Origin of the sequence: Bradyrhizobium sp. SZCCHNRI1009 (assembly GCF_032487575.1) — a bacterium.
Taxonomy (GTDB): Bacteria; Pseudomonadota; Alphaproteobacteria; order Rhizobiales; family Xanthobacteraceae; genus Bradyrhizobium.
In genome coordinates this window covers 64,090-79,926 of record NZ_JAUEUL010000013.1, presented here as the reverse complement: position 1 = coordinate 79,926, position 15,837 = coordinate 64,090, and the positions used below count along the sequence as shown (strand labels likewise).

Annotated in this window: 16 protein-coding genes; 7 read left to right on the top strand and 9 right to left on the bottom strand. The window is 65.9% G+C overall.

Annotated elements, in window-relative coordinates:
* Positions 1–142: 142 nt before the first annotated feature.
* Both QX010_RS22015 and QX010_RS22010 read right to left on the bottom strand, forming a co-directional pair.
* On the bottom strand, positions 143–544 hold the full coding sequence (locus QX010_RS22015; RefSeq protein ID WP_315804109.1) for a DUF1127 domain-containing protein: 402 nt from the start codon (positions 542–544) through the stop codon (positions 143–145).
* A gap of 467 nt (positions 545–1,011) precedes the next feature.
* Positions 1,012–1,416 (bottom strand): DUF1127 domain-containing protein, encoded by a 405-nt coding sequence (locus QX010_RS22010; protein ID WP_315804110.1) that lies wholly within the window; start codon positions 1,414–1,416, stop codon positions 1,012–1,014.
* A 391-nt stretch (positions 1,417–1,807) separates the two neighbouring features.
* Here QX010_RS22010 and QX010_RS22005 point away from each other — a divergent pair, with 391 nt between their 5' ends.
* Positions 1,808–2,743 carry a DUF6869 domain-containing protein gene (locus tag QX010_RS22005; protein WP_316181849.1) on the top strand — a complete coding sequence of 312 codons (936 nt, stop codon included), beginning with the start codon at positions 1,808–1,810 and terminating at the stop codon, positions 2,741–2,743.
* 249 nt (positions 2,744–2,992) lie between these two features.
* Here QX010_RS22005 and QX010_RS22000 read toward each other — a convergent pair whose 3' ends face one another.
* The 3 genes from QX010_RS22000 to QX010_RS21990 form a co-directional block, all read right to left on the bottom strand.
* Complete coding sequence (locus QX010_RS22000; protein ID WP_316179866.1) at positions 2,993–3,967, bottom strand: IS110 family transposase; 975 nt, start codon at positions 3,965–3,967, stop codon at positions 2,993–2,995.
* 712 nt (positions 3,968–4,679) lie between these two features.
* Complete coding sequence (locus QX010_RS21995; protein WP_316181848.1) at positions 4,680–6,098, bottom strand: PleD family two-component system response regulator; 1,419 nt, start codon at positions 6,096–6,098, stop codon at positions 4,680–4,682.
* 12 nt (positions 6,099–6,110) lie between these two features.
* Positions 6,111–6,476 (bottom strand): response regulator, encoded by a 366-nt coding sequence (locus tag QX010_RS21990; RefSeq protein ID WP_008964019.1) that lies wholly within the window; start codon positions 6,474–6,476, stop codon positions 6,111–6,113.
* 217 nt (positions 6,477–6,693) lie between these two features.
* Between QX010_RS21990 and QX010_RS21985 the strand changes: the two genes are divergently transcribed.
* Positions 6,694–6,993, top strand: coding sequence for a DUF3572 domain-containing protein (locus tag QX010_RS21985; RefSeq protein ID WP_315718395.1), 300 nt, complete (start codon positions 6,694–6,696; stop codon positions 6,991–6,993).
* Positions 6,990–8,297 carry a DNA polymerase IV gene (locus QX010_RS21980; protein WP_316181847.1) on the top strand — a complete coding sequence of 436 codons (1,308 nt, stop codon included), beginning with the start codon at positions 6,990–6,992 and terminating at the stop codon, positions 8,295–8,297. Before QX010_RS21985 ends, QX010_RS21980 begins: the two co-directional genes overlap by 4 nt.
* Positions 8,298–8,305: 8 nt before the next feature.
* Here the strand turns inward: QX010_RS21980 and QX010_RS21975 are convergent, their stop codons facing one another.
* Positions 8,306–9,163: a cell envelope integrity EipB family protein gene (locus QX010_RS21975; protein WP_315804115.1), complete on the bottom strand. Its 858-nt coding sequence runs from the start codon at positions 9,161–9,163 to the stop codon at positions 8,306–8,308.
* Between the two features lie 205 nt (positions 9,164–9,368).
* Between QX010_RS21975 and QX010_RS21970 the strand changes: the two genes are divergently transcribed.
* From QX010_RS21970 to QX010_RS21955, 4 genes are all read left to right on the top strand, one after another.
* Positions 9,369–9,836 carry a RidA family protein gene (locus QX010_RS21970; protein ID WP_315804116.1) on the top strand — a complete coding sequence of 156 codons (468 nt, stop codon included), beginning with the start codon at positions 9,369–9,371 and terminating at the stop codon, positions 9,834–9,836.
* A gap of 30 nt (positions 9,837–9,866) precedes the next feature.
* A complete protein-coding gene (locus QX010_RS21965; protein WP_315804117.1) occupies positions 9,867–10,619 on the top strand; it encodes a glycerophosphodiester phosphodiesterase in 753 nt (250 codons plus the stop codon).
* Between the two features lie 102 nt (positions 10,620–10,721).
* Positions 10,722–11,930, top strand: coding sequence for a GNAT family N-acetyltransferase (locus QX010_RS21960; RefSeq protein ID WP_316181844.1), 1,209 nt, complete (start codon positions 10,722–10,724; stop codon positions 11,928–11,930).
* A 60-nt stretch (positions 11,931–11,990) separates the two neighbouring features.
* Positions 11,991–12,416, top strand: coding sequence for an HIT family protein (locus tag QX010_RS21955; RefSeq protein WP_315804119.1), 426 nt, complete (start codon positions 11,991–11,993; stop codon positions 12,414–12,416).
* On the opposite strand, the gene nadC is transcribed toward QX010_RS21955, so the two are convergent.
* From nadC to nadA, 3 genes are read right to left on the bottom strand one after another with little or no spacing between them, the layout of a single operon-like run.
* Positions 12,417–13,265: a carboxylating nicotinate-nucleotide diphosphorylase gene (gene nadC, locus QX010_RS21950; protein WP_316181842.1), complete on the bottom strand. Its 849-nt coding sequence runs from the start codon at positions 13,263–13,265 to the stop codon at positions 12,417–12,419.
* Positions 13,262–14,815: an L-aspartate oxidase gene (locus QX010_RS21945; protein WP_316181840.1), complete on the bottom strand. Its 1,554-nt coding sequence runs from the start codon at positions 14,813–14,815 to the stop codon at positions 13,262–13,264. Before QX010_RS21945 ends, nadC begins: the two co-directional genes overlap by 4 nt.
* Positions 14,812–15,798: a quinolinate synthase NadA gene (nadA, locus tag QX010_RS21940; protein ID WP_316181838.1), complete on the bottom strand. Its 987-nt coding sequence runs from the start codon at positions 15,796–15,798 to the stop codon at positions 14,812–14,814. Before nadA ends, QX010_RS21945 begins: the two co-directional genes overlap by 4 nt.
* Between the last annotated feature and the right edge of the window lie 39 nt (positions 15,799–15,837).

The window sequence follows — 15,837 nt, the reverse complement described above, 5'->3', positions numbered from 1 at the left end:
AGGCGGCCGAGCGTGAGCATCGCCAGCCGCCCACGCGCACCATCCTCCGTCATTGCAACAGAACGCGCGCACGGCATCGCCAGGGCAGATCACACGCTGATCCGCCCTGCCGAGAGATCCGTTCGCGCTGGCCGGTCCGCAGCTACATCACGCCGCGGGACATCATGACATTTGCCATGTCGTGCCTGAGGCGATCGAGCGCGCGGTGAGCCGCGATATGGTCGAGATCGCCTTGCGTCAGGCCAATATCCACCAGTTGCGCCTCGCTCAGGTCCCGCAGATGCAGTCTCATCATCCGGCGCCGGCGGCTCTCCTGGAACGCCAGCCAATAGCCTGCGAACAGGCCGAACAGTCCCGGAGCCGTGAGGCCTGGCGGCCCCGCCGCATTCTTTTCCGACAATGCGTCGCGCAGCACCGTGACGGATGCGTCTGGACGCGGCGCGGCTGGCACCTGGTGCGCCGCGTTCTTCAGCAATGTGAGAGGACGATCGCGCGTGGCGGCATTGCGCGCGATCTCGGCAGTGAGGTGGCTCTGGGGTGGCATCGGATGCTCCTGCTGCGTGGTGCCGGCAGGGAGCGTGGCCAAACAAAAGGCCCCGTCCGATGCCGGCGGGGCCTGGTGGAATGATCGTGTCGTCGAAAACCTAGCGCACGACTCCTCCCACGGCCCGACTGCGGCGGGTCGTATGTTTGCGGTTGGAGTTGCGCACGACGTTGATCATGGTTTTCATCTACCACGGAGACTGCGCCAGATCAAGACATGTAGTTCCTGCGCTCGCGGATGAGCACCCATGCGAGGCTGTGTTATGCCGAGCCCCGAGCACACGACGTCTCCGGCAGACTGGTGTCCAGACAGAGGCGCCATCTCACCTCCGTCATTGCGAGCGCAGCGAAGCAATCCAGAGCCGTTTGCGGGACCCTGGATTGCTTCGCTGACGCTCGCAATGACGTCGCGGCGGCTATCTCGCGCTATTGGTCGGTTGTCCCTGCGTCGCCACTTTCAACGACCGGCTACATTCCCCGGCGCGCGATGAGATATCGTGGGTTGTCCCGCAGGCTGTCGAGCGTCTGCAGCGCGGCGATGTGCTCGATCTCGGCGCGCGTGATGCCGATGTCGGTGAGCTCGCGTTCGCTCAGCTCGTAGAGGCTTGCTCGCGCGCTCTCGCGGCGTTGCCGTTCTTGAATGGCGCGCCAGCATCGGCCGATCAGGCGGATGACCAGCCAGGTCGGTCTGGCCGGCGGGCCGGCCGCGTCCTTTTCCGACAACACCTCTTGCAGCGCCGCGATGGACGCTTCGGGTGGCGTCGATGGCTGCACGCTGCTGATCGCGTCTTTGACTGAGGCGATCGAGAGATCGACGTTGAGCCCTGACACGTGCCCGGCGTCGATGATCGAATTGGTCTGGTGGGGTGGCATCCTGCGCTCCTGCTGTTGTGCCGGCAGGGAGCGTGGCCAAACAAAAGGCCCCGTCCGATGCCGGCGGGGCCTGGTGAGAACATCGCGTCGTCAAACTCCTAGCGCGCGACTCCTTCCACGGCCCGGCCGAAGCGGGTCATGTGGTCGAAGTTCATGATGCGCACGAGTTTGTTCATGGCACTTAGATACCACGCTGCCCGCACAACATCAAGCGATATGTCGGCGTCACGCATCCTGGAGGCGAGTTGTTGTAAATGGGCAGCACGCGCACCTAGGGCGGATGGGCGCGAGCATCATCCGTTATGCGGTCGTAACAAAGAATGACGGATCACGCCCGCGCCGATCCGCGCGACAAACTTGCCGGGAGCCACTGAGTTAGGAGAGACGAACCATGACCGGGCAGGATGGCAATGGTCTTGCACGGGCGTGGATCGACTATCATCGGCGACCGCGACGCGAGTTGGAGGCTCGCCATCTGTTTGCGGCATGGCGAGAGCCGGATGACCTCGTCCGCGATCAGCCCGAAGCCGCTTGGCCGATCGTTCATGAGTTGTGGGCTCTCGATCAAACCGACCGCATGCTCGCCCTGATCGCGGTACGACCGATTGAAGATCTGTTGTGCTGGCAAGGCGCTGACTTCATCGAACGCATCGAGCAATTGGCCCGACAAGACCCCATTGTGCCGAAGATGCTGGGTGCCGTCTGGGGACAAAGCCGCATGGACCACTACGTCTGTCGGAAGACTGAAGGCCGTGGCGGGCCCCAGCATCTAGCGACGGTCCGCCTACGAACCGCGAGCGACGATGAAGCGTTCCAAGACGTCAGCAAGCGAGCCCGAAACGCCTCCCAAGACCACGAGAACCAAAAGATCGGTCTTCACACCGAGCGCTTCGAGGACCAAGACCCCGCACAACATCAGCACGCCGGTCATGACACCCATGCGAAGCGGCTTCATGCCTTTCCCCCAACGAGCGAGCAACGCCACAACCAAACTAGCATGAGACGCCCGACGTTCGCAGGTCCGATCAGCGTCACCTTATTTTCGGGCGTCCTTCCCAATGCATCGCGACGAGGAAGCGATCTCCCCATCCGAGCGCGCCGACATAATCCTGCGCCAAAAGACGAACTTCTCGAACGCTTTCAACCACATCACTCTCATCGGCTGTTCGGAGCGCAATTTACGCTTTCTCTTTTCCAGAAATCATGCTATTCGCATGACATCCCACCTCGCCATGAGGGGCGCATCGCGATCGTCACGAGCGTGAGGTGGGTTGCGGTGGGCGTGTCGGGGTGCAGCGTGGCTTGGCCGCGCGGACGAACATCCTGATGCGCACGGTGAAGCCGTGTGGTCCTGGCCTCCCGACGCTGAGGCCAAGCGGGCGCTGCGACGAAGCGCGCCGGTGACGGGGGCAAGAACGCCGGTCCCCGGGGAGCAACTGTCTTTTTTGTAGACCGGTGATCGGCCGGCCTCAAGGCTGGCGCGAAGGCGCGCCACCGCCTTCGGCGGCTGACGGCCTTGACCCCGTCCGCTCGCCGGTCTGTTGGCTTGGCGTGCGCTCGGGCGGAGCCCGAGCGGCTATGAGGCGCTCGACCCGTTCACAACGTGGAGCGCCGGATTCCACTTTTGGCGGCGTTTGACCATGACGTTGAGAATGCAGATCAGCTTGCGCATGCAGGCGGTCAGCGCGACCTTCTTCAACTTACCTTGGGCGAGCAGGCGCTCGTAGAAGGCCTTCAGGACTGGATTGCACCGCGTCGCGGCGCCCACGCAGGCCATGTAGAATGTGTTGCGAGTTCTGCGGCGTCCGCCCTTGACGTGCCGATCCCCGCGACGCCGGCCACTGTCATCATCGTACGGCGCAACACCCAGCAGCGCCGCGACGGCTTTGTCGCTGGTCTGGCCGAGCTCCGGCATGGTTGCTATCAGCGTAGCACACGTCGTGCGGCCGATGCCCGGAACGCTTTCGATGATCTCGGCGAGCTCCGCAAAATGCGGCGTGCTTTCGATCAGGGCGGAGATCTCTGCCTCGAGCTCGGCCAGCTCGGCGCTGATCGCCTTGACGATGCGCGTATGCAGACGCTGTACTTCTACAGGCAATTTATGCTCGCCCTGGTTCTTCAGTCTGACCAGCATATCTTTCGTCGCTTGGCGCACATTGACCATCTGCTGAAGCTTCTCTCGGGCGGCATCGTAGGCTTGCACCGCAGCTTCGTTGAAGGTCTCGGCGAACCAGGCGATCGTGTCCGCATCGATACTGTCGTTCTTGGCCAGGCGCCCGGCCGATTGAGCGAAGCTCCGCACCCGCTTTGGATCGACGATACGAACGTCGATCTTGGCGGCTCGCACCAGTTTGGCCCACTCCCGCTCGTAGCCGCCGCTGGCCTCCATCACGACCTTGGTGACGCCGTGCCGGCGCAGCCACGCCACGAAGTCGCGCTGGCCTTCCTTCGTCCTTTCAAACATCTGCTTGGACCCGGGCGCTCGGGTACAAGCATCGACCTTATCCTTGGCGACATCGACACCCGCGACAACGAGATCATTCTGTGCCATCATCCAGCTCCCTTCCTTGCAAGGTGCGGGCTCGAAGCCCGTGCAACTGTTCGGGTTGAAGGAAGACACCGGACCTGTCCCACGCTCCCCGACAGGCTCTAGGGCCTTTGAGCACGATCGGGCTCAGATCCAGCGACGGGCGGTTGGTCAGAACCGCCCGTTCGCACATTCTGGCAGGTTTCGAACACACAAGAGCACGGAGTAAGCCGTAGAGCCATCGCGCAGGGAGGGCCGGATGTCCGGCTCGTACCTGTGGTTCTGCCGCGTGCTTTCTTTCTGCACGCGGACCATGGGTGCGACCAGCACCCGGCCTTCCCTGCGCCCTCTGTTCTCGAAGAGGGTTTTGAATGGCAAAGCTCGGGCGCGGATGCGCCGCGAGGACGATTGGTCATGTCTGAACGGAAAGCACACGTGAACGCAGCATTCCGACGCGATGGAGCACGTCTTCCTCGCGAGGATGCATCAGCCCCGCGGCCGTCCTTCGAGACGCACGCCTGCGGCGTGCCCTCAGGACGAGGTTCGTGGTTTTGGCGTGATCTCGGAGGGATGCTGGAGAGATCTTGGCGAAGCTCTCAACCTCATGCTGAGGAGCGCCGCTTGCGGCGCGTCTCGAAGCACGAGGCCCGGAATCGCTCGATGGCAGATGGAGGGCGTTGGACAGATGCGCGGCAACTTCAGCCGAGGACGAAGAGAGCGCAGCCCCCCTGCCCCTCTAGCGGCCGCGGCCGGCGGCCTGCGGCAGGAAGGTCGGCTGATGGACCGGGGCGATCGCCACCGCGCGGTTGCGGCCCTCGTTCTTGGCCCGGTACAGCGCATTGTCGGCGCGCTTCATGACGTCGGCAATCGGCTCGCCCTTCTGCTCCAGGGTCGACAGCCCGATCGAGACCGTGACCTCGATGCGCTTCTCGCCCTTGTGCACGGCGAACGGCTCGTTGGCGACCGAGCGCCGCAGCCGCTCGGCGACCATGCCGGCGACGTGGAGGTCGGTCTCGGGCATCACGATCACGAACTCCTCGCCGCCATAGCGGCAGGCGAGATCGATGCCGCGGATCGACTTGCGCACCCGCATCGCGAACTCGCGCAGCACGTCGTCGCCGGCATCATGGCCGTAATTGTCGTTGATCGACTTGAAGTAGTCGATGTCGAGCATCATCAGCGCCAGCGGCTTGCCGCGGCTCGCGGCCTGGTCGGCCAAGGTCGAAAGATGCGTCTCCATGTAGCGGCGGTTGTGAAGGCCCGTCAGCGCGTCGGTGATCGCCATCTCGATCGAGTTCTGGACGTTGTCGCGCAGATGGTCGGTGTAGCGGCGCTTGCGGATCTGGGTGCGGGCGCGCGCCAGCAGCTCGTTCTTGTCGACAGGGCGCAGCAGATAGTCGTTGACGCCGATCTCCAGCCCGCGCAGCAGCCGCGAATTGTTTTCCGCATCGGCAATCGCCAGGATCGGCACGTGGCGCGTGCGTTCCAGCGAGCGCAACTGGCTGCACAGCCGCAGGCCGTCGAAATCGTTGAGGTCGAGCGAGACGATGACGAGGTCGTAATTGCCTTCGGCGGCGTTGAACACGGCCTCGGCGGGATTGGTCTCGACGTCGATGGAATGCTCGGTCGCCAGCATCGGCCCGAGCCGCTCGTAGGACGACGGCCGGTCGTCGACCAGCAGCACCCGCCCGCCCTTGCCGGCGTCGGCGACCGCGTTGCGCTCGGGCGCCTGCACGCCGATCTCGAGCGAGGTCAGCGCGCGCATGCGCAGCTCGTCGGTCATCATCTTCAGCCGCGTCAGCGAGCGTACGCGCGCGATCAGCACGACGTCGGAGACGGGCTTGGTGAGGAAGTCGTCGGCACCGGCCTCCAGGCCGCGCACGCGGTCGGACGGGCTGTCGAGCGCCGTCACCATGACGACCGGAATGAAATGCGTGGCCGGATTCGACTTCAGCCTGCGGCAGACCTCGAAGCCGTCCATGTCCGGCATCATGACGTCGAGCAGGATGATGTCGCATTCGGCGCGCTGGCAGATCTGCAGAGCCTCGGCGCCGTTCGCGGCGGTCAGCACGTCGAAATATTCGGCCGACAGCCGCGCCTCCAACAGCTTGACGTTGGCCGGGACGTCGTCGACGACGAGGATACGCGCGGACACTGCAGAAACTCCTTAGCCGATAAAGCGGCGTACCGTTTCAATGAATTTTCCGACCGAGATCGGCTTGGAAAGATAGGCTTCGCAGCCACCCTCGCGGATGCGCTCCTCGTCGCCCTTCATCGCAAAGGCCGTCACTGCCACCACCGGGATGGCACGCAAATCCGGATCGTCCTTGATCCATTTCGTCACTTCCAGGCCCGAGACCTGCGGCAGCTGGATGTCCATCAGGATCAGATCGGGGCGGGTCCGGCGCACGATGTCGAGCGCCTCCACGCCGCTGGACGTACCGGAGGTCTGGTACCCGTGGGCTTCCAACAGATCGCGGAAGAGCTTCATGTTGAGCTCATTGTCTTCCACGATCAGGACGGTCTTGCCCATCCGCCCCTCCGAATCACTGACACCGGCATGTCCTCTGGCGGACGACTGTCCACCGCTACTCATCTAATTCAAACTAGCCCCAGATTCGTTCAAACCCGTTAAGGTGGGATTCCATCTTTCCCCGAGATGGTTTCCACTTGCTTGAACCCATTCCGAAGACTCGGGCATGATGGGCGCAAAGTAGAGCCGACAAGTTAACGGAAAGGCAAATCCGCCGTTGAAAAAGCCCGTTCGAAATCCGCGCGAAGTCGCTGAAATCGTTGCAGTTCAGGCCCTCGGCTTCCTGGCCGGCGAACCGGAGCGGCTGGGCCGTTTCCTGGCCGAGACCGGGATCGGGCCGGAGACGCTGCGATCCTCGGCCGCCGACCCCAATTTCCTGGTCAGCGTGCTCGATTTCGTGCTGCGCGATGACGAGACGGTAAAGGCTTTTGCCGCCCACTCCAAGTTACATCCCACCAATATCATGGCAGCACGGCAGGTATTGGGCGACCGCCAGTGGGAGCGCGACGTGCCGTGACCGGCTCGGCGCCAGCGAGCGGGTCACGCGCGGTCAGCGGGCCGACCTGCTTCTGCCGGGACTGCCTGACGGACCTCGACGATGGCGCGCGCCGCTGTTCGGGCTGCGGCTCGCCGCGCCTCGTCCGCCATCGCGCCCTGCCCGCGCTGACGCTCGCCCATATCGACTGTGACGCGTTCTATGCAACCGTCGAGAAGCGCGACAATCCAGAGGTCGCCGACCGGCCCGTCATCATCGGGGGCGGCAAGCGCGGCGTGGTGTCGGCGGCCTGCTACATCGCCCGCACCTATGGCGTGCGCTCGGCGATGCCGATGTTCAAGGCGCTGGAGCTGTGTCCCTCGGCGGCCGTGATTCCCCCGGACATGGCGAAATATGTCCGCGTCGGGCGTGAGGTCCGGCAGGCGATGCAGGCGCTGACGCCGCTGGTCGAGCCGCTGTCGATCGACGAGGCGTTCCTCGACCTCTCCGGTACCGCGCGCGTCCACGGCATGATCCCGGCCAAGGTGCTGGCGCGCTTCGCCCGCGACGTCGAGCAGACCATCGGCATCACGGTGTCTGTCGGGCTGTCCTGCAACAAGTTCCTGGCCAAGATCGCCTCGGATCTCGACAAGCCGCGCGGCTTTGCCGCGCTCGACCAGGAGGAAGCACTGATGATGCTGGCCGACAAGCCGGTCGGCTTCATCTTCGGCGTCGGTCCGGCGACCCAGCAACGGCTGGCGAACCAGGGCTTCCGCACCATCGCCGACCTGCAGCGCGCCGACGAGATCGAGCTGATGAAGCAGTTCGGCGGCGACGGCCGCAGGCTGTGGCGGCTGGCGCGCGGCATCGACGACCGCAAGGTGGTGGCCGACCGCGGCGCCAAGACGATCTCGAGCGAAACCACCTTCGACACCGACATCCGCGACTACGTGACCCTGGAAAAGACCCTGTGGCGGCTGTCGGAGAAGGTGTCGGCACGGCTGAAGGCGAGCCAGCTCGCCGGGTCGACCATCACGCTGAAGCTGAAGACCGCGGACTTCCGTCAACGAACGCGCTCGCAATCGATCGCGGCGCCGACGCAGCTCGCCGGCAAGATCTTCGCAATCTGCAAGGAGATGCTGGCGCGCGAGACCGACGGCACGGCGTTCCGGCTGATGGGCACAGGCGTCAGCGCGTTGCGCCCGGGCTCGGAGGCCTCCGACACCGACATGCTCGACCGCCGCTCGGCCTCGGCCGAGCGCGCGATCGATGCGCTACGCAAGAAGTTCGGCCAGGCCGCGGTGATCCGCGGCATCGCCTATGACGGCCCGGAGCAGACCGAATGACGCCCCGGTCAATTGCTGCAGGGCTTGCCGTCCTTCACGTCCTTGACGTCGAACTTGCCGAGCGCGCCGGCGATGACGAAATCATTGTAGTCGAGCACGAGCGCGCGCGAGACGCCGTTCTCGTAGAGCTCGAACGACATCGCGTAGACCGGCGTCTGCTCGCCCTCGGCCCGCTTGGCGTCGCGGTCATAATAGCTGACCGTCACCGGCCACCGCGTCATCTTCTTCATCTCGTCATTGTCGGTCGAGGCGTCGGGCTTGGCGGCGGCCTTGTCGGCCGGCACGGGCGCACCGATCACGGTCAGCGTGTTGTAGACCTTCTCGCCATTGTCCGAGCCGTCATAGACCGTCAGCTCGAGCAGCGACTTGCCCTCGCGCGCGGCGGCGATGATGCGATGAATCTGCTCGGTCGGAAAAACGGTCGAGCCGTCGAGCGTGAAGGTCTTCGCCTCGGGCTGCTTGAGCTTGACGGTGATGTGATCGCCGGTGCGCTCGGCGATACCGTCGACCGGGCTGGAGGCCTGCTCGTTCATGCGCGAGTCGATCTTGAAGCGGTAGCTCTTCCCGGCGCCGTCCTCCCATGCGGTGGACCGCAGGTCGCTCAGGGTCACCTTGCCCTCCCCGAGATCGAGCTCCGAGACCTGGCGGAATTCCGAAGTGTAGCCGTCGCAGGCGTTGCCGGAGAAATTGTAGAGGATGCGGCCGCGCGCGCTGTTGACCGGGCTCGAACCGCGCGACTTGACCAGGCTCAGGTCGTAGAGCGCCTGATGCGGCAGGAACGGCACCGCCGCCCCGGCCTGCGCCGGACCGAACGTGATCGCCGCGACGGCGAGCGCTCCCATCGACAGTCGAAACGAATGAGCCATGAGTTTTCCTCGGAGGACGTATCGCTAAACCGTCACATTAGAGACCGCTGCATTGCGTCGCAACTGCGGCTGTCTCACGGAAACGTGCGCTTAAAGCGCCGGAATCGCGTCGGTGCTGGCAGCTTGCATGTCACTGGCAACTGCGCCAAACAGGGCCGCGGTCCGGCACGGGACCGGCTTTCAGGCGACAGAACGGGGATTTGAGATGGCGGGTACGGTCGAACAGAACCTGGCGGCACAGGGCATCACACTGCCGGCACCAAAGGCACCGGTGGCCAATTACGTCCCGTTCGTGCGCACTGGCAATCTGCTGTTCGTGTCGGGCCAAGTCTGCCTCGGCGGCGACGGCAAGATGATCGCTTCCGGCAAGCTTGGCGGCGGCGTGTCGATCGAGGACGGCTATGCGGCCGCGAAGGGCTGCGGCGTCAACCTGCTGGCGCAGGTGAAGGCGGCGGTCGGCGATCTCGACAAGGTCGTGCGCGTGGTCCGGCTCGGCGGCTTCGTCAATTCGGCGCCCGATTTCCTCGACGGACCGAAGGTTCTCAACGGCGCCTCCGACCTGATGGTCGCCGCCTTCGGCGACAAGGGCCGCCACGCCCGCACCACCGTCGGCGTCTCGGCCCTGCCGTCCGATGCGGCGGTGGAAGTCGAAGGCGTGTTCGAGGTTGAGTGAGTTCGAAATTGAAGACAATGGACGGGGCGAATGCGCGCACCTGACTGGCTGACGGCCCGCCCCGTCGCCCATCGCGGCCTTCACGATGCTGTCAGCGGCATCATCGAGAACATGCCGGCCGCCGCACGCGGCGCCGTGGCCGGCAACTTCGCCATCGAATGCGACATCCAGCTGTCGGCCGATGGCGAGGCCATGGTGCATCACGACTATGATCTCGGACGCCTCACCGAGGGCACCGGCCCGCTGATTGAGAAGACCGCGGCAGAGCTGAAAGCGATCAAGTTCAAGCAGACCGACGAGCAGATGATGACGCTCGGCGACCTCTGCAACCTGATCGCCGGACGCGTGCCGCTGGTCGTCGAGGTCAAGAGCACGTTCCAGGGCGATCGCCGTCTGGTCCGGCGCATGGCCGAGGTGCTGGCGTCCTACTCCGGGCCGGTGGTCGGGATGTCGTTCGATCCGGACCAGGTCCGTGCCTTGCGCGAGACCATGCCGAAGCTGACGCGCGGCATCGTCGCGCAGCGCAGCTACGAGGACGGCTATTGGGCCAAGCTGACCCAGGCGCAGCGCGACAGCATGCTGCATCTGAAGCACGGCTTCAGCAGCCAGCCGCATTTCGTCGCCTATTGGATCGACCAGCTGCCTGCGCCGGCCCCCTGGATCGCGCGCAATGTGTTCGGCTGCCCGCTGCTGACCTGGACCGTCCGCACCCCCGAGCAGCGCGCCGCTGCGGCCCGCTACGCGGATCAGATGATCTTCGAAGGGTTTACGCCGGAGACGTGACGCCGGCCTTGAACTCGCTGCTGCGATGCACGATCTTCAGGGCGTGGCATCTGGAACGTCCCGGCCGGGGCGTCCCGTGCCGGCCGGTTTGACAAGGACTCGATGGCATCGCCTGAGATCACGCTCGAAGCCGTTCCCGGGATCAGCGAGATCCCGGCGGCCGCATGGGATGCCTGCGCCAATCCCGGCGGTCGCGTTGGTCCCGGCTCATCTCCCGCCTGCGGCCGCGGCTACAATCCGTTCATCTCACATGCGTTTTTCTCGGCGCTCGAAGCCTCTGGCTCGGCCACCCTGCGTACCGGCTGGGCGCCGCGCCATCTGGTGGCGAAGATCGGCGACGAGATCCTCGGCGTCGTGCCGTGCTATCTGAAGTCCCATTCGCAGGGCGAATACGTCTTCGACCGCGGCTGGGCCGACGCCTATGAGCGCGCCGGCGGCCGCTATTATCCGAAGCTGCAGGTGTCGGTCCCGTTCACGCCGGCGACCGGGCCGCGGCTCTTGATCCGCGCCGACCAGGACCAGGAATTGATCGGTAATGCGCTTGCGCAGGGGCTCAAGGCGCTGTGCGGGATCAGCGAGGCGTCGTCGGTCCACGTCACCTTCGCCCGGGAGTCGGAGTGGCAGCTGCTCGCCGCGCAGGGCTTCCTGCAGCGCACCGACCAGCAGTTCCACTGGCACAATCAGGGTTTTTCCAGCTTCGACGATTTCCTGGCGACGATGAATTCGCGCCACCGCAAGGCGATCAAGCGCGAGCGGCGCGACGCATTGGCCGCCGGCATCACCATCCACTGGCTGACCGGTAAGGACATCACCGAGGACGCCTGGGACGCGTTCTTCGCGTTCTACATGGAGACCGGCTCGCGGAAGTGGGGCCGGCCGTATCTGACCCGCAAGTTCTTCGCGCAGATCGGCGAGACCATGGCTGAGGACGTGCTGCTGGTGATGGCCAGGCGCGACGGCCGCTGGATCGCCGGGGCCATCAATTTCATCGGCTCGGACACGCTGTTCGGCCGCAACTGGGGTGCGATCGAGCACCATCCATTCCTGCATTTCGAGGTCTGCTACTACCAGGCGATCGACTTTGCGATCCAGCACAAGCTTGCCGTGGTCGAGGCCGGCGCCCAGGGCGAGCACAAGATCGCGCGCGGCTACCTGCCGCAGACCACCTACTCCGCCCACTACATCGCCGACCGCGGCCTGCGCCACGCCATCGACGACTATCTCAAGCGCGAGCGCGCCTATGTCGAGCAGGCCGGCCGCGAGCTCGCCGAATCCGGACCGTTCCGGAAAGGCATGGACGAGCCGTCTTGACCGGCGACACCTGCCGGTGAGAGTAAGGCGCACCAAGAAGAACCGCTTAAGGGACTGCCCATGACCGCCTACGATCCCAACAATCCGTTCGCAAAGATCCTGCGCGGCGAATTCCCCTGCACCAAGGTCTACGAGAACGACCACGTGCTGGCGTTCCTCGACATCATGCCGCGCGTCCCCGGGCATACGCTGGTGATCCCGAAGGTGCCGGCCCGCAACATCCTTGATATCACCGAGGAGGACTACCTCCATGTCGGCCGTGCCGTGCGGACCATCGCGCGCGCGGCCAAGACCGCGTTCGCCGCCGACGGCATCACCGTGCAGCAGTTCAATGAGCATGCCGGCGGGCAGATGGTGTTCCACCTGCACGTCCACATCATGCCGCGCCACAATGGCGATTCCCTGCTGCCGCCCGCGAGCCGCAAGGAAGATCCGAAGGTGCTGGAGGAGAACGCGGCGAAGCTGATTGCGGCGCTGAAGGGCTGATCAGGCCTCGTCGAGCCCGATGTCCAGCGCGGCCGACGAATGCGTGATCCAGCCGACGGAGATCAGGTCGACGCCGGCCGCGGCGATCGCGGGCGCGGTCTCCACGGTGATCCGGCCCGAGGCTTCGGCGATGGCCTTGCCGCCGATCATGCCCACCGCGGTTTCGAGCTCCGCCGGCGTCATGTTGTCGAGCAGCACCGCGTCGACGCCGAGCGTCAGCGCCTGCTCGAGCTGCGCCAAGGTGTCGACCTCGACCTCGATCTTGACGAGATGGCCGGCATGGGCCTTCGCGCGCGTGATGGCAGCCTTGATGCCGCCGGCGATGGCGATGTGGTTGTCCTTGATCAGGACGGCATCATCGAGCCCGAACCGGTGATTGCCGCCGCCTCCGGCGCGCACCGCATATTTCTCCAGCGCGCGCAGGCCCGGCGTGGTCTTCCGGGTACAGACGATCTGCGCCTTGGTCCCTTTCACCGCCGCGACCAGCGACGCCGTCGCGCTGGCGACCCCGCTCAAGCGGCAGAGGAAGTTGAGCGCCACGCGCTCGCCGGTCAGCAGCGCCCGCGCCGGGCCGCTGATGGTTGCGATCGTGTCTCCCGGCGCCACGGCGCTGCCGTCGGGCCGCACGACCTCCAGGCGCACGTCCGGCGAGACCGCCTGGAAGGCGCAGCGCGCCACATCGAGGCCCGCGATCACCCCGTGCTGGCGCGCCCGCAGCTTCAGCGATGCGCGCTGCTCGGCCGGCACGATGGCATCGGTGGTGATGTCGCCGGCCCGGCCGAGATCCTCAAGCAGCGCCATGCGCACCAGCGGCTCGTAGAGCAAGGGCGAGAGAGGATTGAGACTCATGGCACTGCACTCCTCAACGGCGTCTGCTCGGCCTCGACGATGTCGCGCGCAACCGCAATCGCCTCGGGCAGAGTGAAGCTGGACGGCTGCGCGACGGTCCGCGTGTCCGGACGATCGCTGCGGAAATGCGCGCCGCGGCTCTCCTCACGGGCATGCGCCGCGACCGCGAGCATCAGGCCGACCAGCGCAGGATCAGCCGCGGGCCCTGCCTGCTCCGCCAGCGGAAGCAGGCTGCTGACGGCCGCCGCGATCGTGCGGCGCTCGCGCATCACGCCGAGCGCATCCGACAGCAGCGGCCGTACGGCCGACGGATCGGACGCCGGCGGAATGACCGCCACCGCGCACGGCTTGCCCGCACGCTGCGGCGCGCCGGCCACGCTTTCTGCCACCCATTGCGCGCAGACGATCGCTTCCATCAGCGAGTTGCTGGCGAGCCGGTTGGCGCCGTGCAGGCCGGTGCGGCTGGCCTCGCCACAGGCCCACAAGCCCTCGACCGTGCTGCGTCCCATCGCGTCAACAGCGACGCCGCCCATATGATAGTGCACGGCCGGCCGCACGGGGATCGGATCGCGCGCGGGATCGATGCCCGCCATGCGGCAGAAGGCGCTGATCACGGGATAGCGCGCGGCGAAATCCTTGCCCGGCTTGTCGCGCGCATCGAGCAACACACGGTGTCCCTGCGCGCGGCGCCGCCACACCGCGCGCGCCACCACGTCGCGGGGCGCCAGCTCGGCCCCCGGCTCGTCGGCCATGAAGCGCGTGCCGGTCTCGTCGATCAGCACCGCACCGTCGCCGCGGATCGCCTCGGTGAGAAGCGGCAGCGGCCGCGAGGGCCCGTCAAACGCGGTGGGGTGAAACTGCACGAATTCGAGATCGGACAGCACGGACCCGGCCCGCGCCGCCAGCGCGAGCCCCTGGCCGAAGCAGCCGGTGGGATTGGTGCTGTCGAGGAACAGCCCGCCGATGCCGCCGGTTGCGATCACGACGCGTGTCGTGGCGAGGATCAGAGCCGCATCGCCGCGCACCGCAACCACGCCCTGGATCGCGTTGTCGTCGACAATCAGCCGGCGCGCCTCGACGCCCTCGAGCAAGGTCACCGAAGCACAACGCCGCACAGCCGCGATCAGTGCGCGCATGATCTCGCGTCCCGTGCCGTCGCCGGTCGCATGCACGATCCGCTTGCGGCTGTGCGCGGCCTCCAGGCCCAGACGCCAGCGTCCGTCCGCATGCCGGTCGAACGCGACGCCGAGCTGGGCGAGGCGCTCGACCGCGGCCGGCGCAGCATCGATGATACGGCGCGCGGCGGACTCGTCGCACAATCCCGCTCCGGCAGCGAGCGTGTCCTTCAGATGCAGCGACGGATCATCGTCATCGCCAACCGCCGCGGCCAGTCCGCCTTGCGCCCACATGCTCGATGCCTCCGCGCCGAGCGGCGACTTCGACAGCAGCACGACGGGCTCGGGCGCGAGCTGAAGCGCCGTCATCAGACCTGCGGCTCCGCCGCCGATGATCACGGGACGGCCAGCCAACTTCGAAACATCGATGCTCATGATGCCAGCATCCTTTCCACGGCGCGCCGCGCGCGCTCGGCCATCGCGGGATCGATCGTGACCTCGTGCGTGTTGGTCTCGAGCGCATGGCGGATGTTCTTCAACGTGATCCGCTTCATGTGCGGGCACAGATTGCAGGGGCGGATGAACTCGATGTCGGGATGGAGCACGGCGACATTGTCGCTCATCGAGCATTCCGTGAGCAGCACCACCCGGACCGGCCGTCTTGCTCCGACGAAGTCCGACATCGCCGCGGTGGAGCCGGCGAAATCGGCCTCCGCCACCACCTCCGGCGGACACTCCGGATGCGCGAGCACGGTGACCCCGGGATGGTTGTCGCGCAGCGTGCGGACGTCATCGGCGCTGAAGCGCTCATGGACCTCGCAATGCCCTTTCCAGGCCGTGATCCTGACCTTGGTCTGTGCGGCGACGTTGCGCGCGAGATATTCATCCGGCAGCATGATGACGTGATCGACACCGAGCGACTCGACGACCGCGCGCGCGTTGCCGGACGTGCAGCAGACGTCGGACTCGGCCTTCACGGCCACCGACGTGTTGACATAGGCGACCACGGGCACGCCCGGGTGGCGCGCGCGCATCAGCCGGACGTCGGCGGCGGTGATCGACTCCGCCAATGAGCAGCCCGCCTCCACGTCGGGGATCAGCACCGTCTTGTCGGGATTGAGCAGCTTGGCGGTCTCCGCCATGAAGTGGACGCCGGCGAGCACGATCACCTCGGCATCGACCTTGGTCGCTTCGCGCGCCAGCAGCAGGCTGTCGCCGACGATGTCGGCGACGCCGTGATAGATCTCGGGCGTCTGATAGTTGTGCGCCAGCACCACGGCATTGCGCCGGCGCTTCAGCGCCAGGATGGCTTCGACATCGTCCTCGAAGACAGCCCATTCCGGCGGCGGGATCACCCGCCTCAGACGCTCAGCAAGCGATGCATTCGGCGCGACGGCGGGCAGGACAAGATCGGCCATTTATACTCTCCATGAGCATAAGATGCCTTATACTTATCC

Coding starts and splice junctions, on each gene's coding strand:
- QX010_RS22015 (WP_315804109.1), bottom strand. CDS start 544: ATGCCACCCCAGAGCCACCTCACTGCCGAGATCGCGCGCAATGCCGCC.
- QX010_RS22010 (WP_315804110.1), bottom strand. CDS start 1,416: ATGCCACCCCACCAGACCAATTCGATCATCGACGCCGGGCACGTGTCA.
- QX010_RS22005 (WP_316181849.1), top strand. CDS start 1,808: ATGACCGGGCAGGATGGCAATGGTCTTGCACGGGCGTGGATCGACTAT.
- QX010_RS22000 (WP_316179866.1), bottom strand. CDS start 3,967: ATGGCACAGAATGATCTCGTTGTCGCGGGTGTCGATGTCGCCAAGGAT.
- QX010_RS21990 (WP_008964019.1), bottom strand. CDS start 6,476: ATGGGCAAGACCGTCCTGATCGTGGAAGACAATGAGCTCAACATGAAG.
- QX010_RS21975 (WP_315804115.1), bottom strand. CDS start 9,163: ATGGCTCATTCGTTTCGACTGTCGATGGGAGCGCTCGCCGTCGCGGCG.
- QX010_RS21970 (WP_315804116.1), top strand. CDS start 9,369: ATGGCGGGTACGGTCGAACAGAACCTGGCGGCACAGGGCATCACACTG.
- QX010_RS21965 (WP_315804117.1), top strand. CDS start 9,867: ATGCGCGCACCTGACTGGCTGACGGCCCGCCCCGTCGCCCATCGCGGC.
- QX010_RS21960 (WP_316181844.1), top strand. CDS start 10,722: ATGGCATCGCCTGAGATCACGCTCGAAGCCGTTCCCGGGATCAGCGAG.
- QX010_RS21955 (WP_315804119.1), top strand. CDS start 11,991: ATGACCGCCTACGATCCCAACAATCCGTTCGCAAAGATCCTGCGCGGC.
- nadC (WP_316181842.1), bottom strand. CDS start 13,265: ATGAGTCTCAATCCTCTCTCGCCCTTGCTCTACGAGCCGCTGGTGCGC.
- QX010_RS21945 (WP_316181840.1), bottom strand. CDS start 14,815: ATGAGCATCGATGTTTCGAAGTTGGCTGGCCGTCCCGTGATCATCGGC.
- nadA (WP_316181838.1), bottom strand. CDS start 15,798: ATGGCCGATCTTGTCCTGCCCGCCGTCGCGCCGAATGCATCGCTTGCT.